Annotated in this window: 17 protein-coding genes; 6 read left to right on the plus strand and 11 right to left on the minus strand. The window is 68.2% G+C overall.

Annotated features, from left to right (window positions below):
* Window positions 1–8 precede the first annotated feature (8 nt).
* From ACSUZC_RS20605 to ACSUZC_RS20625, 5 genes are read right to left on the minus strand one after another with little or no spacing between them, the layout of a single operon-like run.
* Window positions 9–803: a 2-keto-4-pentenoate hydratase gene (locus ACSUZC_RS20605; RefSeq protein WP_439030311.1), complete on the minus strand. Its 795-nt coding sequence runs from the start codon at window positions 801–803 to the stop codon at window positions 9–11.
* Window positions 804–846: 43 nt separating this feature from the next.
* Entirely contained in the window at window positions 847–1,668 is an 822-nt protein-coding gene (locus tag ACSUZC_RS20610) for an IclR family transcriptional regulator (protein WP_439030312.1), read from the minus strand.
* Window position 1,669: 1 nt separating this feature from the next.
* Window positions 1,670–1,981, minus strand: a complete 312-nt coding sequence (locus ACSUZC_RS20615; RefSeq protein ID WP_439030313.1) for an EthD family reductase — start codon at window positions 1,979–1,981, stop codon at window positions 1,670–1,672.
* 28 nt (window positions 1,982–2,009) lie between these two features.
* Window positions 2,010–3,047 carry an NADH:ubiquinone reductase (Na(+)-transporting) subunit F gene (locus ACSUZC_RS20620; RefSeq protein WP_439030314.1) on the minus strand — a complete coding sequence of 346 codons (1,038 nt, stop codon included), beginning with the start codon at window positions 3,045–3,047 and terminating at the stop codon, window positions 2,010–2,012.
* A 3-nt stretch (window positions 3,048–3,050) separates the two neighbouring features.
* Window positions 3,051–4,286, minus strand: coding sequence for a cytochrome P450 (locus ACSUZC_RS20625; protein ID WP_439030315.1), 1,236 nt, complete (start codon window positions 4,284–4,286; stop codon window positions 3,051–3,053).
* 138 nt (window positions 4,287–4,424) lie between these two features.
* Between ACSUZC_RS20625 and ACSUZC_RS20630 the strand changes: the two genes are divergently transcribed.
* Both ACSUZC_RS20630 and ACSUZC_RS20635 read left to right on the plus strand, forming a co-directional pair.
* Window positions 4,425–5,414: an AraC family transcriptional regulator gene (locus ACSUZC_RS20630; protein WP_439030316.1), complete on the plus strand. Its 990-nt coding sequence runs from the start codon at window positions 4,425–4,427 to the stop codon at window positions 5,412–5,414.
* A 47-nt stretch (window positions 5,415–5,461) separates the two neighbouring features.
* A complete protein-coding gene (locus ACSUZC_RS20635; protein ID WP_439030317.1) occupies window positions 5,462–5,953 on the plus strand; it encodes an SRPBCC family protein in 492 nt (163 codons plus the stop codon).
* A 227-nt stretch (window positions 5,954–6,180) separates the two neighbouring features.
* On the opposite strand, the gene ACSUZC_RS20640 is transcribed toward ACSUZC_RS20635, so the two are convergent.
* Together ACSUZC_RS20640 and ACSUZC_RS20645 are read right to left on the minus strand one after the other, a co-directional pair.
* Entirely contained in the window at window positions 6,181–11,676 is a 5,496-nt protein-coding gene (locus ACSUZC_RS20640; RefSeq protein WP_439030318.1) for a carboxyl transferase domain-containing protein, read from the minus strand.
* A gap of 207 nt (window positions 11,677–11,883) precedes the next feature.
* Window positions 11,884–12,297 carry a (R)-mandelonitrile lyase gene (locus ACSUZC_RS20645; RefSeq protein WP_439030319.1) on the minus strand — a complete coding sequence of 138 codons (414 nt, stop codon included), beginning with the start codon at window positions 12,295–12,297 and terminating at the stop codon, window positions 11,884–11,886.
* 23 nt (window positions 12,298–12,320) lie between these two features.
* On the opposite strand from ACSUZC_RS20645, the gene ACSUZC_RS20650 reads away from it, so the two are divergent.
* Entirely contained in the window at window positions 12,321–12,533 is a 213-nt protein-coding gene (locus ACSUZC_RS20650; protein WP_439030320.1) for a hypothetical protein, read from the plus strand.
* A 187-nt stretch (window positions 12,534–12,720) separates the two neighbouring features.
* The gene (locus tag ACSUZC_RS20655) at window positions 12,721–13,131 is read left to right on the plus strand and encodes a globin domain-containing protein (protein WP_439030321.1); all 411 of its coding nucleotides are present in this window, start codon (window positions 12,721–12,723) and stop codon (window positions 13,129–13,131) included.
* A gap of 35 nt (window positions 13,132–13,166) precedes the next feature.
* On the opposite strand, the gene ACSUZC_RS20660 is transcribed toward ACSUZC_RS20655, so the two are convergent.
* Genes ACSUZC_RS20660 through ACSUZC_RS20670 form a run of 3 tightly spaced genes read right to left on the minus strand, consistent with a single transcriptional unit; the run spans window position 13,167 to window position 17,699 of the window.
* Complete coding sequence (locus tag ACSUZC_RS20660) at window positions 13,167–15,545, minus strand: PEP/pyruvate-binding domain-containing protein (RefSeq protein WP_439030322.1); 2,379 nt, start codon at window positions 15,543–15,545, stop codon at window positions 13,167–13,169.
* Window positions 15,542–16,576, minus strand: coding sequence for a TIGR03617 family F420-dependent LLM class oxidoreductase (locus tag ACSUZC_RS20665; RefSeq protein WP_439030323.1), 1,035 nt, complete (start codon window positions 16,574–16,576; stop codon window positions 15,542–15,544). The genes ACSUZC_RS20660 and ACSUZC_RS20665 overlap by 4 nt, the downstream gene beginning before the upstream one ends.
* Before the next feature lie 7 nt (window positions 16,577–16,583).
* Complete coding sequence (locus tag ACSUZC_RS20670; RefSeq protein WP_439030324.1) at window positions 16,584–17,699, minus strand: hypothetical protein; 1,116 nt, start codon at window positions 17,697–17,699, stop codon at window positions 16,584–16,586.
* Between the two features lie 50 nt (window positions 17,700–17,749).
* On the opposite strand from ACSUZC_RS20670, the gene ACSUZC_RS20675 reads away from it, so the two are divergent.
* Window positions 17,750–18,349 (plus strand): TetR-like C-terminal domain-containing protein, encoded by a 600-nt coding sequence (locus tag ACSUZC_RS20675; RefSeq protein WP_439030325.1) that lies wholly within the window; start codon window positions 17,750–17,752, stop codon window positions 18,347–18,349.
* A 92-nt stretch (window positions 18,350–18,441) separates the two neighbouring features.
* On the opposite strand, the gene ACSUZC_RS20680 is transcribed toward ACSUZC_RS20675, so the two are convergent.
* On the minus strand, window positions 18,442–19,227 hold the full coding sequence (locus tag ACSUZC_RS20680; protein ID WP_439030326.1) for a thioesterase family protein: 786 nt from the start codon (window positions 19,225–19,227) through the stop codon (window positions 18,442–18,444).
* Between the two features lie 113 nt (window positions 19,228–19,340).
* Here ACSUZC_RS20680 and ACSUZC_RS20685 point away from each other — a divergent pair, with 113 nt between their 5' ends.
* A complete protein-coding gene (locus ACSUZC_RS20685) occupies window positions 19,341–20,111 on the plus strand; it encodes a glycoside hydrolase family 16 protein (protein ID WP_439030327.1) in 771 nt (256 codons plus the stop codon).
* Window positions 20,112–20,229 lie beyond the last annotated feature (118 nt).

Below are 20,229 nucleotides of genomic sequence, written 5' to 3' on the forward strand. Positions count from 1 at the left end.
CGTCCTTCTCACGCGCCCGCCAGCACCGCTGTGACACTTCCGAGCCCGGCGATGGTGGCGACCACGGTGTCCCCCGGCACGACCGGCACGGCCGCGGTCATCGAGCCGGGCAGCACCACATGGCCGGGCTCGAGCGTGACGCCCAGCGGTCCGACCGTGTTGGCCAGCCAGACCAGGGCGTTGATCGGTGATCCCAGCACCGCGCCACCGGCGCCGGTGTCGACGAGTTCGCCGTTCACGTGCAGGTTGCAACCGGCCATCCGAAGGTCGACGTCGACGAGCGGCACCGGCCGCCCGCCCAGGATGACCCCGCCCGACGACGCATTGTCGGCGATGGTGTCGAAGATTCCGATCTGCCAGTCGCGGATGCGCGAATCCACGATTTCCAGTGCGGGGAGCACGAAGTCGACGGCTGCGGCCGCTTCCGCCACCGTGACCCCCGGTCCGCGAAGCGGTTTCGCGAGGACGAAGGCCACCTCCGGTTCGATGCGCGGCTGGATGAACGTGCCCGCCGGGATCGGCGCGTGCTCGAGGTGGAACATGCTCGCCGTGAGATGCCCGAAGTCCGGCTGGTCGACGCCCATCTGCCGTTGGATGGCACGTGAGGCCAGTCCGACCTTGTGTCCCTTCACCGCATCGCCGTTCTTCTCCCAGTCCTGGACCTGAGCGAGGGCGATCTCGTAGGCGGTCGACAGCGGGTGGCCCGCGAATTGCGAGGCCAGTGGTTCGATCGGGGTGTGGGTGCGGTAGGCGTCGAGTAGCGCTTCGGCGGCGTCTCGCACGAGTTGGGCATGGTCGGTCATGGAGGGCATGATCTTTCTGGGATGAGGGACGGTGACCGCAGGGTCATCCCGCCACCGCGTGCAGGACGGAGACCTCGCGTTCGGGCAGACGGATGGGCGTGGACATCTCGCCGGTCGAGGTGCTCAGCGCGCGGGACGCGTCGGCGGCAGCAGCGATCACCGCACGTCGGAATTCGTGTTGTGCCGGGGTGAACCTCGTCGCGGGCGCGGTGATCGATATCGCCGCCACGACCACACCCATCTCGTCGCGGATCGGTGCCGCGACACAGTGGACCTCGGGGACCGCTTCGGCCAGGTCGAAGGCGCAGCCCCGACGCAGCACGCCCTTCAGCTCTGCTGCCAGTTCGCTCGGGTCCGTGACGGTCGACGACGTGTACCGCCTTAGCGGCTTGTCGGTCACGTTGCGGGCCAGCTGGGCCGGGTCGCAGTGCGCGAGCAACACTTTGCCGACCGCGCTGCAGTGCGCGTCGAGCTGGGCACCGATCCGTGCCCCGGACACGTTGATGACGTGGTTGCCGAGCACCTTGTCGACGTAGATCACCCGGTAGCGCTCCATGACCGCGAGATGGGTTGTCTCGCCGAACTTCTCCGACAGTTCCTGCAGGATCGGCGCGGCACAGGACTTGACGTCGACCGTGCCCTGCAGAGCCTGGTTCAATTCGACGACCCGCCAGCCGATACGGTAGCGGCCGCGGGCACGGCACTGCAGCAGGCCGATGTCGACCAGTGAGGCCAGCAGCGCGTGCGCGCTCGATCGGGGGACGCCGAGCTCGCCCGCGACCTCCGACACACCCCACTCCGGACGTTCGACGGTGAACAGATCCAGGACCGGGCCGATCTTCTGGACGGTCTGCAGCGCGGCCACGTCAGGGCCCCACCGTCGACTCGTCGCTGAACAACATGGTCGCACCACCGGTGGCGAAGTTCGCGACATCACCGGCCGCGGCCTGGCCTTCGGGAGAACCGAGAGCCTGCGCGAGCGCCTCTTTCGAGTCGAAGTACAGCTCGGCCACGCTGTACGAGGCGGGTTCGGTGCCGTCGAGGGACTCGCACTTTCCCGCAGCGAACCGCCGCAGTCCGGGAATGCGGCGAACCAGCTCGGCGTGCGCGTTCTCGTAGTGCCGGTCGAAGGCCGCCGGGTCGAGCGGATGTCCGTAGATCACGGTGAGTCGGTACATGACTTGCCTTTCGGATTCGAGCGGGATGTCACGACACCGCGGTGGTCGCCACCGGGGCAGCAACGGTGAATTCCTCGCGGAAGATGAGGCGGGGCGCCATCCGGCGGCGTTTGAGCGCCCGAACGCCTGCCTCGATCATGGCCGGCGGCCCACACAGGTAGGCGCTCAGCCCTTTACAGCTTCGGAAGTCCTCGACGACCACATCGGTGACCATCCCGGTCGGCCCCTCCCACTGCTCCTCGCTCAGGACGGGTCGGTAGTGGAAGTTCCCGTGCTCGGCCGCCAGGTCGCGGAAGAACTCCACATCGTAGAGGTCGTCGCGACACCGGCCACCGTGGTAGAGGTACAGCTCGGGGACCAGTCCGTGATCCAGCACGTGACAGGCGATCGACTTGAGCGGGGCGAGTCCGGTGCCCCCTCCGATGAGGATCGCCGGCTCGGCCTGTTCGCGCACGAGGTGGAACTGGCCCAGCGGCCCGCGGAGTTCTACGCGCTCCCCGACCGACATCGATCCGAAGATCCAACCCTCCGTTGCTCTTCCACCGACAGTGCGCTTGACGTGGAACTCCAGGCGCCGCGACTCCGACGGCGGGTTGGCCATCGAATACTGCCGTCCGAGACCAGTGCCGGGGATCTGCAGTTCCGCGTACTGACCGGCGTTGAACGACATCGGTTCGTCCAGTTCGACGACGAGCCGGCGCGTGTCGGCGGCGATGTCGTCCAGGACGACGACGGTGCCGTCGTGGTCGCGCAGCGGATGTCGTGGCGCCCCGTCGTCGGACGCGGTGCCCAGCGGTTCGACGACGAGGTCCGAGCACGGTGTGGCCATGCAACCCAGCGCCAGCCCGGCACACCGCTCGGCCGGGGTCAGCGTGTACTCGGGTGAATCGTGGTGCGCGACTTGACCCTCGAGCACCCGGAGCTTACAGGTCCCGCAGGTCCCCTGCGTGCAGGAGTGCGGCAGCCACTCCCCGGCACGCAGGACCGCATCGAGCACCGACTGGTCGGCGGCGACGTCCAGCGACGTATCCGAACCCTCGACACGGACCCGGTGTGTGGTGCTCACGGCTCAGACCTCCCACTTGACGTGGAGATCCTTGGGACCACGGAAGCCCCAGCCCCAGAAGTTGACCTCGTGATCGGTGTCGCGCTCGATGTTGGGGATCGTCTCCAGCAGTTCCTCGAGCGCGATCCGGATCACATTGTTCGCGAAATAGGTGCCGGCGCAGGCATGAACGCCGCCGCCGAACGTCATGTTCGGGATCACGCCGCGGTCGAGGTCGTAGGCTGTCGGGGCGTCGTAGGCGTTCTCGTCCTGATTCGCCGAGCCGTAGGACAGCATCACCACGGAGTTCTGCGGGATCGTCACCCCGCCGACGACGACCTCGTCGGTGGCGATCTTCGCGGCCGCCGACCAGATCGGCGCGACCCACCGCATCCCCTCACCGACCGCCCTCGGGATGAGGCCCGGATCGTCGACCACCCGCTCCAGCTGTTCCGGCCGGCTGAACAGACCGGCGAGAGTGGTGGCCATGGCGTGACCCGGCTCCTGCATCGCGCCCAGCAAGAACACGTAGAGGTTGGGGTAGATGACGTCGCGGCTGCGCGTCTGCCCCTCCGGCATACCGTCGTGCAGCCAGTGGGAGATCGCGCTGTGGTCCGGATTGTCGATCCACCTGTCGATCTTGGGGTCGACGTGCGCGATGATCTCGGCCTTCGCCTCGTCCCCGGGGGCGAAGCCGTCCGGGTTGGCGAACTCGCCGTCAGGCGTCATCGCGGAGTTGGTGAACGAGACGCTGAGCTTGTGGAACCATTCCCGCAGCTTGTCGGTGCTCACGTCCCCGAGGCCCAGCAGATCGCCGAGGGCACGGACGCTGACCGGCTCGCAGTACTCGGCGACGATGTCGGCCGAACCGTTGTCCTCGATCCGCTCGAGCAGCTCGCGAGCGTACGGCCGGACCAGATCGTCGATGTAGTTGTCGACGGCCGACGGCTGTAGATGCGGCTCGACCATGTCACGCAGGTCGCGATGCTCCGGGCCATTCGTGTTGAGCAGCGCCCCGTGGCCGAAAGTGCGGCCGCCCGCCGGGGAGATCACCGCAGGCCAGTTGTCCGAATCCTTCGCGATCTGCATGCAGAGTTCACGGGTCGAGACGATGTACATCCCGAGCGAGGGCACGAACGCCACCGGCGCCTCCTTCCGGAGTCGCTCGTAGAACGGGTACGGATCGGCCTCGAGTTCGGCCATCGTGATCTCTTCGACGAATTTCGGGGTGACCTCGTGGGAGGGCTGGACTGCGGTCATGGTGACTCTCCGTTGTCGTTCCGGATATCGGTTGTCCCGGATATCTGTTGTCTGGGGCCGGCTCGTTCGGTCATGTCGTCGGCCGCCGTGGCAATGTCCTGTGATCTGGAACACTATGGGTGGAGGTGAGGGGAGAGAATGACTGCAAATGCACCGATGGATGACTCCGCGTGCACCGCCGGATCCGTGGAACTGAGCACGAGCGAACTCGCGAGCACCGAGGGCCGTGTGCGCTGGGCGGAGGCGCTCGACGCCACCTTCTGCGAGATGGACATCGACTGGCCACAGGCGCGCCGGCCGTTCACCGCGCAGATCGTCGCCCGCCCCGTGGGCAGCCTGTCGGTGAGCGTGGTCCGCGCCGACCCGCACACCGTTGTCCGCACGCCGGCGATGATCGAATCCGACCCGGCCGACGACTATCTGCTGTGCCTCATCACCCAGGGAGCCGCGACGATCTCGCAGGGCGAACGCAGCGGCCTGCTCGAGCACGGAGCCTTCGGAATCATCGACGCCACTGCACCTTTCGTCGTCAGCGGCGCCACCGAGTTCGAGCAGATCGTCGTGCGCGCCCCGCGAGAACAGCTCGCTGCGCGGGCGACGCACGACGTCATCGACGACGCGACGGGCCGGGCCATCGCAGTCGACTCGGGCATCGGACGGCTGGTGTCGAGTTTCCTGGTCGACGTCGCCGCCCAGGTCCAGGGGATCTCCGTGTCGTCCTCCGGCACGGTGGCGAGCGCGGTGCTCGACATGGTCGCCGGCGCGGTGGCCGAGCAGATCTCACCCCGCACCGCGACCGACCGGATACACGCCGCCGACCTACGCGCGGTCCAGAGCGCGATGGCCGATCACCTGCACGATCCCGACCACACCATTGCGCTGGTGGCCGCGGAGGTCGGGATGTCGGTGCGATACGTGCACAAGCTGTTCAGCACCACCGGCACCACACCCCGGGCCTGGCTCTACGCCCGACGGCTCGACAGGGCCCGCACCCTGCTCGTCCAGAGCGATCTCTGCGTCGCCGACATCTGCGCGCAGGTCGGTTTCCGCGATCCCTCGCACTTCAGCCGCGCGTTCAGCCGAACCTTCGGGACGAGCCCGTCCCGGTACCGGACCACCGCTCTCTGAGCAGCGCCCTCCCTAGGATGGTCCCTACGCGACCGCAGGAAGGGACCATGACGACCAGCGACACCGACCGCAGCGCTCGATTCACCCACTCCGAGTCCGTTCAGATCGATGCCACCCCGCAACAGGTCTGGGACCTCGTGACCGACATCGGCCGCACCGGCGAGTGGAGTCCGATCTGCAAGGCCTGCTGGTGGGAGGAACCCGCCACCGGACCCGAGGTCGGCGCCTGGTTCCACGGCCGGAACGAGACGCCGGAGCGAGTGTGGGAGACCCGGTCGCGGGTCATCGCCGCGCACGAGCCCGTCGAGTTCGCCTGGATGGTCAACGGCGACGCCGTGCAGTGGTCCTACACCATCGCCCCGGAGGGTGAGGGCTCGATGCTCACCGAGTCGTGGGCTGTGCAACCCGGCGGCTTCGACCTGTTCGCGAAGCGCTACGGCGACGACGCGGACGCCCAACTCGAGCAACGTCGCGACGCGGCCCTGTCGGGCATCCCGGTCACCCTCGCCGCGATCAAGGAGATCGCCGAGCGCGGCTGATCCGCGCCCGAAAGAACCGCAACCCCCCCGGTCCCTGAGGTGCGAGGAGCGATAGCGACAAGCCACGAAGGGCCTGGTGAGAAACGTTGCGAGGCCCTTCGTGGCTCGCTTCGCTCGCACCTCAGGGAGCAGCAGGGGGCTCCCCGCACCTCGGGGAGCGGAAGTAGGGACTCCGCGCACCTCAGGGAGCAGCAGGGGGCTCCCCGCACCTCAGGGAGCAGCAGATACTACGAGCTGCTCACCTGCGAGTCCTGCCTCCCCCACGCCGGAGACTTCTCGATGGCGCCGATGATCTGGGGCCGGAGCTCCTCGGCCTGGATGACCGCATCGACCGAACCGACCTCGACGGCGCGACGGATGCTGTGCACCGAGTCGAACTCCGCGGCGATCTCGCTGATCTTCTCCGCCCGCACCGATTGGCGCAGGTCGGCGAGTTCGGCGTTGAGCCGCGAACGGTCCGGGCCGGTCGCCTGCGCGGTCTCGGCCTCGAGTTCGCGCACCCGCGCGTCGGCGCCGACCCGCTTGGCCACATCGCCGGCGAAGACCACCGCGGCCGCCGGGGCGCCGCCGAGCACCGACGCGAACGACCCGTCGATAGCGAGCACGGTCATGTTGGGATTCAACGCCTTCGAGAACACAACGAACGCGCCGCCGTGGTAGCGCGAGATCACGCAGAACACGATGGGGCCCTCGAAGTTCACGATCGCGCGGCCGATCTCCGCGCCGTACTCCAGCTGCAACTTGCGCAACGACTCCGGCGATCCGTCGAACCCGGACAGGTTGGCCAGCACCACGAGCGGACGGTTGCCGCTCGCCACGTTGATCGCGCGCGCCGCCTTCTTCGACGACTGCGGGAACAGCGTTCCTGCGGTGTAGGTGTCAGGACCGTCGGTCGGCGTGTAACCCCGACGCGGCACCTCTTTCGACTCGATACCCAAGAGGCACACCGGGATTCCGCCCATGTGCAGATCGCACACGACCGCGGTCTCGGCATCGGCCATCCCCGCCCAGCGTTCCAGCACCGGATGGTCCTGGTCGGCCACGGCGCGGATCACCGTGCGGATGTCGAACGGCTTCTTGCGATCCGGGTTGGAGGCCACCGAGAAGATCTGCCCGACCGTGGTGAAATCGCTGCCCGCCAGGACGTGCGGGTAGTCGGAGATGTCACGGTCCACGGGGTCGCTCGTGATCGCGCGACGCGGTGTCTGCTCGCCCGGCATCACGTAGGTGTGCTCGTAGTGGGCCATCAGGAGATCCCGTGCCGCACCGAGATTAGGCGCCCAGTACTGCGCCTGACCGTTGGGGCCCATGATGCGGTCGTAACCGCCGATGCCGAAGTTGTCCTCCGCCGACACACCGCCGGAGAAGTCCAGTGACTGCTTGCCGGTGAGCACCATCGCCGACTCCGGTGTCATCACCAGGATGCCCTTGGTGTGCATCAGCATCGTCGCCTCGGCGTTCCAATACGGCTGCCCGCCCACGTTGATACCGGCCACGACGATGTTGATCTCACCACCGGCCTGGGTGAACTCGACGATCCGCTTCAGTGCTCGGGCGATCCAGTCCATGTTCTCCGTGCCGGAATCCATGGAGATCCGCGCACCCGACGACAGTGCGTACCACTCGAGCGGGACCTGCATCTGCTCGGCGAGGTCGAGCGCCGCGACCAGCCGACTGCACTCCGGTTCCGCGAGAGCGCCCAACGACTTCGTCGGATCACCGAGCAGGACCACGCGGGTCACACCCCGCGGGTACTTCTCGGTGGGCGTGGTGACCACACCGGCGACGATCGCGGCCGAGTTGCGACCCTTGGGACGATCGACCTGCACCAGACGCTGCTCGGCGTCGAGGTCGTACTCGGTGAAATCGCCCAGGATGGCGGCCAATTCGTACGGGTAGACGGTGTTGCGCTTCGCAGCGCGCAGCACCTTCTGGCGGTACTCGTCGACCGGTTCGATGGGTTCGTCGGACGGATCGGTCACCCGCACGTCGTAACCGCCGGTGGGGTTGACCGAGAAGTGGACCGAGACCTTGCTCAGCTCACCGGTGTCGCGATCGCGGCGCCGCGCGATGAGCTGCACCTCTTCGAGGCCGACTCCCTGTGTGGTGCCACGGATGTGGTCGGCGATCAGGTCGAGGATGCCGGCGTCGACGTCGATGGGCGGCCAGACGTACATGATGATCCGGTTGGCGCTCGACAGGTTGGTGGAACCGCGCTGCGCACGCCGGATCGAGTCGACGCACGACGCGAGCGCGGCCTCGGCGGTCGGCAGCGTCAGCAGCCGGCCGTCCTGCTCACGCAAGGCGGTCAGGTCGCGCACCTGGGCGAAGGCGACGAGACGCCGGTCCGACGGGTTCTCCCGTGCGACACAACGGAACAGGTAGACCTCTTCGTCGTCCGACGACGGAAGCCGGGTGAGGTCGAACTTGCGCAGGCGCTCCATCTGCATCCGCTGTGCGATGTAGGGGTGCAGACCGCGGATCAGACGTTCCTCGGCCATACCGGTGGCCGACGGGCGGAAGGTGACGTGGTGGTGCATCCGCGCATCGGCACTGCCGGCGACGGTGATGGTGACGCGATGTACCTGCGGCGGAAGCGAACTCGTGGCGACGATGTCGTGCAGCGTCCCGGCGAGGACATCGAAGTCGTCGGGTTGTTGCTCCCAGGCGAGGTAGATGTCGGCGTCGACGGCGGCGGTGTCGCGGGCGAGCTCGGCGAGTCCGCCGATGGTGGCGGGCAGAGCGTCGAAACCGACCGCGGCCGAGGCGATGTTGCCCGCGTCGCGCTCGGCGACCACGAAGGTCGCGCCACCGGCCTCGCGGATCCGGATGTCGGCGAGACCCCGGTTGCCGTAGTAGCGCCGGGTCAGCACTTCGAGCATGACGGTGTTGTCGGCGTGCCGCTCGATGCGCTGTCCGAGAAGCCGGACGAGCGGTTCGGTGCTGCGCACCATGTCGTCGATGCGGTTCGTACGGTCGGCGGCGTCGGGGTTCTCGTCGAGGTACTTCAACTGCTTGCGCACATTGCTGTAGACGCGTGCCCGGTCGCGCAGCAGCAGCGGCTGGCCATACCAGGCGTAGATGACGCCGCGCGCGAGGTCGGCGACCGCCGGGAAGCGGACCTGGGTGGCGGCGACGAGGCGGTCGAGGGCGGTGCCCACCGCCTCGCGCAGTTCGTCGCGCGGGGTCGGCTCGTCGAGCCATTCCAGCAGCAGCGCGCTGATCACCGAGGCCGAATCGTTCGGGTTCTGCAGCGCGAGGAAGATCCGGAAGACAGCGGCTTCGAGCTCGGGGGTGCGCTCGAGATCGGTGACACCGTAGTGACCGAGCGCGCGGCCCAGCTGATCGTGGAACGCCGCGGGCAGTCCGTCGCGTTCGGCGTCGAGACTCTGCAGATAGGTGTGGAAGTTCTCGCGCGCGCTGTGCACGTGCTCGACGCCGACCTCGTGGCTCGACGGCCGGTTCTGGCTCAGCTCGGCGAGGTCGGCGAAGACCGTCACCAGTTCGAGTTCGTCGGCGAGCGGACGACGCCCGCTGTCGATGGCGGCGCGGCGGACGGACAGGTACTCGTCGAGCAGTCGTGTCCGGTGGTTGGGGTCCACATCGAAGCCGAGCAGCTGACTGCGCAGATCCTCTTGGCTACGGGTGGTCCGCTCGGTCGGGTCGACCTGGGGCTCCTCCGGCAGTTCGAGGTCGACGGTCGCGCCGACCTCCTCCTCCGCCTCGTCCTCGTCGTCGGCGAGCGGTTCCAGGCGCATCAGCGTGGCGCCGGTCTCCACCTGCGTACCGACCGAGACCCCGCACTCCTTGATCCGCGAGCGCACCGGGGCGCGCAACACCGTCTCCATCTTCATGCTCTCGAGGACCAGGATGGGGGCGCCGGCCTCGACCTCGTCCCCGGCCTGGACCGGTGTGGCGACGACGAGTGCCGGTGCGGGCGAGCGCACCACGCCGCCCTCGTCGCGACTGACGCGGTGGGTGACCCCGTCGACGTCGACGAGGTGGATCGGTCCGTGGGTGTCGGTGATCAGGCGGTAGCGGACCCGGTTCACCACGAGCTGTGCGGCGTGTTCGTCGAAGCGTTCGAGGTCGACGTCGGCGGTGCGGATCTCCCCCGGCGCCTCGATGACGACGCGGAAGCGGTGGGCACCGATGGCGGCGACACGCACGCGGTAGGCGACGCCGCGGAGCTTCAGATCGAGGGGGCGTCCGCTCTCGTGCTGCACCTGCGGGCGACCGCCGGAGGCCGTCGACATCAGACGCTGCCGTTCGACGAGTTCCTCTTCCTCGTAGGCGTCGATCGCCGCGGCGATCAGTGCAATCGCCGAGTGCCGGTTGGCGACGAGGCCGCCTTCGGCGCGCACGCGGTCGATCCAGCCGGTGTCCGCGCTGCCGTCGATGACCTGCGGCTGGTCCAGCAGCTCCAGCACGAAACTCTTGTTGGTCGCGCCACCGGCGATGATGACGCGGGTCTCGCGGATGGCCCGGCGCAGACGTCCGAGCGCCTCATTGCGATCGCGACCGTAGGCGATGATCTTGGCGATCATCGAGTCGAAGTCGGCGGGGATGGTGTCGCCCTCGCTCACCCCGGTGTCGACGCGGATGCCCGGGCCGGCAGGAAGCTCCAGCAGGTCGATGCGGCCGGGGGCGGGCGCGAAGTCGCGGTCGGGGTCCTCGGCGTTCAGGCGGGCCTCGATGGCGTGGCCGCGTTCGCTCGGCGGCTCGCCGTCGAGACGACCCCCCGACGCGACGTGCAGCTGCGCTCGCACCAGGTCGAAGCCGGTGGTCGCCTCGGTGATCGGGTGTTCCACCTGCAGTCGGGTGTTGACCTCGAGGAACGCCAGCAGGTTCTCGCCCGGGTGGTAGAGGAACTCGACGGTGGCCGCGCCCCGGTAACCCACGGCGACGGCGAGCCGCTCGGCCGACGCCTTGAGCTCGGCGACCCGGTCGGCGGGCAGGACCGGCGACGCCGATTCCTCGATGATCTTCTGGTTTCGTCGCTGCACCGAGCAGTCGCGGACGCCCAGCGCCCAGGCGGTGCCCTGGCCGTCGGCGATGACCTGGACCTCCACGTGACGCGCGCCGGTGACGAGCCGTTCCAGGAACACCACGCCACTGCCGAAGGCGCGCTCGGCCTCCTCGCGGGTACGGGTGTAGGCGTCGCGGAGGTCGGCGTCGCTGGCGACCTTGCGAATGCCCCGGCCACCGCCACCCGCAGTGGCCTTCAGCATCAGCGGGTAGCCGATCTCGGCTGCCGCGGCCACCGCCTCGTCGAGGGTGTCCACACCGCCGCGGCTCCACGCCGCCACCGGGACGCCCACCTCTTCGGCGATCAGCTTGGCGCCGATCTTGTCGCCGAGCTTGCGCATGGCCTCGGCCGACGGCCCGACGAACGTGACGCCGATCCGATCGCACAGTTCGGCGAACAGCGGGTCCTCGGCCACGAAGCCCCAGCCGACCCATGCCGCGTCGGCACCGGTCTCCAGCAGGGCGTGTTCGAGCACCTTCATGTTCAGGTACGGCCTCGATGCCGCCGGTCCGAGGTCGTAGGCGACGTCCGCCTCGCGCACGAACGTGGCGTTGCGGTCCACGTCGGTGTGCAGGGCGATGACCTCGATGGGCTGCCGGGTCTCTTCCGACAGGCCCCGAACGGCGTGGATGAGCCGCATCGCGGCCTCACCTCGGTTCACGATGGCGATACGAGAAAACAACACCGACTCCATTCACGTCGTCGTCGTGCGGTTGAAGGTCCGCAGGTACGGTACAGCGCGCCGACCCAGCTCAGTGGCGATCCGGGACGCGCGGGGTGGTTCGACGGTGTGATTCTTACGAGTCAAATCGCTACGCGCGAGTACGGCGCGTCGACGGGCTGGTCGGATGACCGACAACGGGACGCCTGTCAAGGGTCCGCGGGCGTCCCCGGCGCCCCGTCAGGAACCTGCGGCAGGCGCCTGCCTGTACTCCTCATCGGTGACCGGGTCGAGCCACTCGACCGCGTCGTGCTCGTCGTCGGCCTCGTTGATCGCGAGGTGAACCATCAGGCGAGTGGGTGCCGCACCGTGCCAGTGCTCCTCGTCGGCTTCGAAGAGCACGCGGTCGCCGGGGCGGATGACCTCGACGGGTCCACCGCGCCGCTGGCACAGGCCGACGCCCTCGGTGACGAAAACCGTCTGACTGAGCGGATGCCGGTGCCAGTGCGTCCGCGCACCCGGCATGAAGTGCACGAGGTTTGCCGACACCCGCGACGGCGCGGGCGATGCGGCGACGGAGTCGATGTACACGTCCCCGGTGAACCAGTCGCCAGGCCCCTTCGCGGTGTCGATGGAACTGCGAGTGATCTTCATGATGAACACCTTTCCTCAGCGGTATGGGTCTGCGCGATACGGGTCTGCGCGATACGGGTCTCTGCGGGTACCGGGTCCGGCTGTGGCGCGCGGGTCGTCACGACGGCGAGTACGAGCAGGCCAACGAGCGCGCCGGTCGCAACGAGTGCCCCGAATGCGGGCGGGCCGTCGACTCCCAGACCGGTCGACAGCGTGGCGCCCGCACCGGCAGCGCCGAGCGCCGTACCCCAGATTGAACGCCGAGGTCGCCAGCGACGACGGGAGCGCCGAGTCCCGCCCGGCGTGTCGAAGCGTCTGCGCGAGAGCACCGGGTTCGCGGTCCGGCCATTCCGCTGTGAGAGGCCCCGCGTCGTGCTAAATGTTACAACGATACACATTCTGTGTCATTGACACATCACGATCCCGACGAGGTGCAGCCCCACCATGTTGAACCGAGAAGTGTTGCAGAACAGCCTGTCCCTGGTGATCGACGACGAGCACAAGCTGATGCTCGACTTCTACGAGCGCCTGTTCGACGAACACCCCGAGGTGAGGCCGATGTTCGGCGCCGATCTGAGGCCGCAGGCCACGATGCTCCAGCAGGCCATAGCAGCCGTGCTCGACCATCTCGACGACGCCGAGTGGCTCAGCCGCACACTCGGCGCACTGGGACGACGGCACGCCGACCTCGGCGTCACCTCCGAGATGTACGGGTGGGTCGCCGAAGCCCTGGTCGAGGCGATGGTCAGAGCCGGCGGGCAGCAGTGGACACCGGAGATGACCGAGGCGTGGCGTGACGCCCTGACCGTGGTCGCCGGACTGATGCTCGACGCCTATCCGGCCGTCGCCGACTGAGCCGAGCCGGCACGCCCGCGACCCGGCGTGTCCGGTCAACGGGGCTCGAGCCGGACGACCACACCCCTGTCCCCGTCGACGAGGACGCGGTCGCCGGTCTCGAGCACACGTGTGCCCACCAGAGTGTTGACGACACAGGGCAATCCGTACTCACGGGCCACGACCGCGCCATGCGACACCGAACTCCCAATGTCGGTGACCAGCGCGCCGATGACGGTGAAATACGGTGTCCAACCGACATCGGTGACGGGCGCGACGAGGATCTCGCCACGCTGGACCTCGCGCGCCTCCACGATCGACTTCGCCACGCGCACCACACCTTCGACGCTGCCCCGCCCAGCGGGTCGGCCGACGATTCGGTCGCCGGAGGCACCGCGCGCCGGAGCCGCCACTCGCGGGGACGGTCGTCCCACGGACACGTCGTCGAACTCGAGGGAGTCCTGGAACAACAACGCTTCTCGACGACCTCGAGCCCGCTGCACGAGGTCGGCGATGTCGCCGGTCCCGACGACGAGCTTCAGCTCGGCGCGGTCGAAGAAGAAGACGAGGTCGGCGTCGGGCAACCGGCCGGTCTCGGTCAGGACGCGGCCGAGGTGACGGTAACCCCGCTTGAGCGCATAGGCCATCAGCGCCATCCGCGACTTCGTCTCCTCTCGCCCGCGCGCACCTCGCTGTGCCAGGCGGGCGAGGAGTCGGATCATCGCCGACGGGTGTTCGTCGACGGCGACGCGCACCGGTTCCCGGTCGGTTCCGTCGACCGCCGATCGGACCATCACCTGCATCATCGCGCCCAGTCCGCCGGGGTCGTCGGCCCAGGACGGGTCTCGCATACAGAGTTCTCGGTACCCGCGGTGACCGTGCCGGTCGAGGAACGCCCGCAGATCTGTCCCGGCGTTGTCGGTCGTCGAACGCAGCGTGGTGACCGCGTCATCCGGTGCTGCGGCGAGGAATCGCTCGGCGACCGACTTCTCGGCGGCGATGGTGCGCACCACCGAGTCGAGTTCGGCGAGCATCACGGCGCTCTCGACCTCCGAGGCACCGGCCATGAGCCGAGCCGCGTCCGCCTTGCCGTCATCTTCGCTGCGGCCGTCCTTGACCGCCTGTCGGACCAGCACACTCTCGAGGACGTTCGCCGCGACAGCCGCCCGCGACGACGACCGCACGTGGGTCAGCGTGACGTCGCAGTACTGTTCGACGCCGTCCTCCAGCTGCCGCAGGACATCTCGCGGATCGGAACCCGTCGGCACCTCGAATCCGGCGATCTCCCCGGGTAACCGACGAATCGCCGGCCCCACCGACAGCGCGTGCGTGGTGAGTCGGATCGTGTTGCCGAGTTTGCGCCGGAATGGTTGCGGCGGCTTGGGTTTCAGTTCGTCGATGACCCGCCCGCAGATCGACGTGGAGAACTGCTCCAGGGAGTTGCCGAGGATGCCGGAACTCAACGCCGTGCCCTCGGTCAGGTTGAGGAACATGTGTCCGTAGAAGTAGCCCACCTGCAGCCACGGCCTCTCGTACCGCTCCTGCGCCCGGGCGACCACCTGCACCATCTGCATCGCGTAGTCGATGGCGAAACCGGAGACCGACGCGGTGAGCGGACAGAACGCGCCGGGCATCATCTCGCCGATGTTGCATCGGGTGTAGACGTGGTCGGCCCCGGCGACGGGAGAGTCCATCTCGTTGAGATCGCCGGGGAGAGTGGTGATCGGGCGGGCCTGCAGCCACCAGAGCTCCCCGGACCCGTCGATCGCCCACTCGAGATCCAGCGGCCGGCCCCAGGCCTGCGCGGCCCGGTGGGCGCCGGCATGGATCGCCGCGACCTCGGCCGGTGACAGGACCGGCGCCGCAACGCTTTCGCTCACCACGGGCGTACCGGTGTCGTCGAGAACGATGTGGTCGGGAGCGGCCGTCCCGTCGACGAGGGTCTCGCCGAGCCCGGAGACCGCGTCGATCACCGTCAGGTCGCGTCGCCCCGACGTGGGGTCGGCGGTGAACACCACGCCCGCGGCCCGTGCGTCGACCATCCGCTGGACCACGACGTGCATGGTCGGCGCCGCGTGCCCGGCGTACGAGGATGCTCGTGCGTTGTGGGCTGACGTGGTGCACGTGCGGAGCGCGTCGGCGAAGGCCTCGGCAGTGTCCACACCCAGCACGGTGTCGTACTGGCCGGCGAACGACTGATCGTCGCCGTCCTCCCCGACCGCCGAGGACCGTACGGCGACCGGCGTCTCGCCGGCCACGGCCATCTCGTCGAACCGGCGGACCGCCTCGTCGAAAACCCCGGGTGCGGCAGCGTCGGCGACGACGAAGCCCACCGGCACCGCGAAACCGAGTCGTCGCAGACGCGCGAGACCGGCCGCTTTCCCTCCGTACCGCTCGTCGGTGATGTCGTCGAAGTCGATGGTGGCGGCGGTCATCTCGACCCACCAAGCGCGTCGACGATCTCGGCGAGCGCATGCACCTCGATCGGGCCGGGCTGATACAGGCAGATGCGGTCCGACACCCCGTCGACCCGGTCACGGATGTGCGCGGCCACCTCCTTCGGGGATCCGCACGCGGCGATCGTGTGCAACATCTCGTCGTCGATGAGTCTGGCCATCTCCTGCCAGCGCCCCTGCTTGGACATCGCGTTGAGTTCGGGCTGCAGGTCCCCCCACCCGTGCGCGTCGAGCACCGGACGGTACGCCGGAGTGGAACCGTAGAAAGCCAACAACATCCGCGTCGACGCGTGGTCGTCGCCTCGCCCTGTCACAGTTGGCCCGCTCGCTTCGCTCCCGGCGCCCGTCGCCACGGACACGATGATCTCGGGCACCACCTCGAAGTCCTGCTCACCGCGCCCCGCCGCGGCGAGTCCTGCGCGAACCGCGGGCAGCGTCGTCTCGTGCAGGAAACGCTTGGTACCGAACGGCATCACCAGCAGGCCGTCGGCCACCTCGGCGGTCGCACGGGTGAGTCGAGGTCCCAACGCGCCCAGGTAGATGGGCGGGGGCCCGTACGGGTTGGGCCCCGGTACGAAGGTCGGCGTCATCAGCGTGTGCCGGTAGTACTCACCCCGGAAGTCCAGTCGCTCACCGGCGTTCCACGTCGCGAAGATCGCGCGCAGCGCGCCGACCATCTCCTTCATTCGCTCGACCGGACGGTCGAACTCGGCTCCGTAGCGCTTCTCGATCTGCGCGCGCACCTGGGTGCCGAGGCCCAGGATGAAACGTCCCTCGCTCAGCAGTTGCAGGTCGTTGGCCTGGTGGGCCAACTGGACCGGGTTGCGCGGGAACGCGATCGCGACATTGGACATGATGTCGAGGCCCTCGACCGCCGACGCCAGCACCAGCGGGCTGAACACGTCGTGCGGACCCTCGAAGGTGAACACTCCCGACGCGCCCGCCTCCTTCAGCAGCGTCGCGCGCTCGACCGCATCGGTCGGATTGAACAAGGCCGTCATGATCTTCATGTCGTGCCTACTTCGCCACGTCGGTCCAGTCGGAGAAGCCCGACGGGTGGTGCGGTCCGATGACGCCGTGCTCGAACAGGCCGGCGCCTCGTCGTACGGTGCCGTCGGGCTCGGTGCACACGGCCGATCCGACGTGGTCGATGAGGCTGAACGGCGCGCGGGCCATGACCTCGTCGTCGGTGAGGTCGAAGGTGACGCGTTCGGCGAACGCGCCCTCCTTCCAGGTACCGTGTGCCCACGAGGTGTCGCCACCATATCCGGAGCCGAAGGCAATGGGAGCGAACAACTTCGACTCGACGTCTAGCTGGATCCGATCACCGGCCCGGTTCAGGAACTCGATGTGCGCACCGCGCGGGATCCTGGTCCCGGGAGTGTAATCGATGGTGACCCGCACGCCGTCGAGTTGCTCGACGCGCCCGTCCCGCCAGCGCCGCGTGCAGTCGTACAGACTGCGATGTCCGTCCGGGTCCTCCTGCAGGATCAGGAACAGTTGGAAGTCGTCGAAGGCCAGCGGGAGGTAGAGCCACCACATCCCGCGGAATGAGGTGTCCGACCGCCCGCCCGGCTCGGGCTCCCCCACGGGCCGGATACCCCAGGACCGGTCGCGACTCGCCACACTGGTGTCGTGGTCGACGGTGAGCCTTTCGCCGTCGACGTCGATCCACCCCTGCCACCATCCGACCTGGGCGAATCGACAGGCCTCCAACGTCACTCGCCGCTCGGTGAGCATGTCGTGCGGTTTCTCCAGAGCCGCCGGAAACAGGCCCCGCCACGTGAGGTCCGCCGCGATCCCCTCGGTCTCGTCGAGGGTCAGCCGCAACTCCTCCAGCGGCTCCACGACCTCGAGGCGATAACCGTTGACATTCTGGTGAAGTCGATCGTCGTCGATGGCGTCGCTGAGGTGTACCGCGGTCTGGGTGTCACCGCGCCGGACGACGAAATAGGCGTCCTTGACCCCGAGCCGTGGGTAGTAACCGATGCCGGTGAGCGCCATGAAGCGTCCGCCGCGGTCCAGGACGTTGAAGTACGAGCGGTCGTAGAAATTCCGGTCCGAGGTCGCCGGCCACGTCACCGGCGCCGACGTCTGATGGATCGGATACTCATCGAGCGGACTCAGCCTCACAAACGCTCCCTCAAATACGATGCACACTGTATTGGAATTATGATGCTCTCATGACAGATGACGGTTCGAGGGAGAACGCGAGATCTGCGCCGTCGTCGCCCGGCCGCCCGCGCGACGGTCGAATCGACGCAGCGATCATCAACGCCACCCGCGAACTGATCCTCGAGACCGGCTATCCCGCGCTGTCGCTGTCGGCGATCGCCGCGCGCGCCGGAACCACCACCGCGGCGATCTACCGGCGCTGGTCGGGCAAGGCGCAGCTCGTGCACGAGGCGGTCCTACCGGCCGAAACACTGTCCCCGCCCGCCGGTTCGGGGGACGTGCGCCAGGACATCAGGGCGCTCGTCGAGATCGTGCGCGCGATGTTCAACAGCCCCGAGGTGCGCGTGGCACTCCCCGGGCTGATCGCCGACACCGTCGCCGCGCCCGAGGTGCACAGTCAGATGATCGCGCGACTGGCCGGAGACCTGACGGCCTTCGAGGACCGGTTCGGTCACGAACGTCGCGACGACGACCGGTTACCGATGCTCGCCGAGGTCGTGGCTGGCACCGCGATCTTCCGCATCCTCATCCGTCAGGACGCCGCACTCGACGACGCGTGGGTGGACGACATGGTCGAACTCATCACCGAACGGTGGCCCGCGGACTGACCGGCCCGACCACCCACCTCAGGTTGTTGTTGCGGCAGTTTCGTTCGCGACGCGGATCGATCTGCCGCATCGCGACGCCGCACCGGCCTCGATCAGGCGAACACCGCAACCGTCTGGGAGCCGGTGACGATCGGCTGACCCGCAGCGTTCCACATCGTCATCGACTGATGCGAGTAACCGTCCCCGGTATGGGTCGCGGTCGAGTCGAGCAGTAGCCACTCGTCGGGCTGCGGCAGAACGTCGGTGCACAGGTGGACGGTCCAGGTCATGGTGCTGACCGGCGCCCATTCGACGAACGAGGTCATCGCAGCGGGCGGCAGACTGTCGGCCAGGGCGATGAGCGCGACCGCGGGGTGCACACCGCTCGCGTCTCGATGACGCACCCACGCGAGCAGCCGAGGTTCGTCGCCCGCCAACAGCGTGCCACCGCCGGCCCGCCGCATGTCGAAGTTGTCGACGAAGGCCGGCGTCGTCGACGAGTCTTCGGCAAACGGTGGGCACTGCGTCGGATCGGCGACAGCGGGCGGGACGAGCGTGTCGTGCACGACGCCGCTCGTACGAGGACTCGCGAACACCAGCGTCGCGTGCGCCGCCCCCTGATCACGGCTGCGTGCAGTCACCGCGACGCTCGTGGCCGACCGTCCGCGCCGCATCTCGTCGGCGGTGAACTCCACCGTGTCGATGACCGGTGCGACGAAGGCGAACTGGGCGGTGCGCAATGGCGGGAGTTCTGCACTCAGGGTGTTCAGCGCCGCTTGGACCGACAGCGCGGCCGTCATCCCGCCGTAGGCGGTGCGGCCCTGTGTCCACGAGCCGGGCACCGCGAACGGCGCGTCCGCATCGAATCCATCCACCAGGCCGGACAGTGCGGGGCTCATTCGGTACCCCGCCGGTTCACTATGACCGTCGTCATAGCGAGTGGACGCTACGCTAGACCCTCGTCGGAGGCAAGCGAGGACCGACGCGGAGACCGGCGAGAGAGGCACTCCCCTTGATCACCCTGCGAGACGATTTCCGTGGCGACGGTTTCGACCCGCGAACGTGGATCGACAGCTACCTGCCGCACTGGTCGACCCCCTCTCGGTCCGAGGCCCGACGCCTGACCTCCGACGGTCGGACACTGCTGTGCATCGACGACGATCAGCCCGCGTGGCGTCCCGAGGAGTCGGGGATGCGCGTCTCGAGCGTGCAGACAGGCCATCGCGCCGGCCCGATCGGCAGTCCGGTCGGTCAGCACGCCCACCGGCCGGGTCTCGTGGTGACCAGCCATCGCCCGTCGGAGATCCTCTTCGCTCAGCGTCACGGACGCTTCGCGGTGCGGATGCGTGCGATTCCCGATCCGGCGTCGATGGTCGCCTTCTGGCTGCTCGGCACCGAGGAGCGACCGGAGGAATCGGGCGAGATCTGCGTCGCGGAGATCTTCGGACCGGCTCCGGGCGAACCCTGGAGACTGGGCGTCGGTGTGCATCCCCATCGCGACCCGCGCATCGTCGACGACTTCTCCACCCTCGAGATGACGACGGATCTGGCAGACCTCCACGACTACGCCGTCGAATGGTCACCCGATCGGCTCGTGTTCACCGTCGACGGACGCATCGTGAAAGAGGTGGAGCAGGCGATCGACTATCCGATGCAGCTCATGCTGAGCATCTTCGACTTCCCCGACCGCGCAGTGCCCGGATCGTCGCCCGCCTACCCGCGAATATTGGACGTGACGAGCGTGCAGGTCAGCAGCTTCGACGCGGGCTCGAGCAGCAAGTAGCGACCCACCCCTGCTCCCTGAAATGTCGGACGCTCACGAGTGTTCTCTTGGCCCTTCGTACACCCTTGCCCCGCCCCACCGGCCCGGTTTATTGTTTGTCATACAAACACTGCACGAC

Source organism: Gordonia terrae (genome assembly GCF_051789125.1).
Lineage (GTDB): Bacteria > Actinomycetota > Actinomycetes > Mycobacteriales > Mycobacteriaceae > Gordonia > Gordonia terrae_A.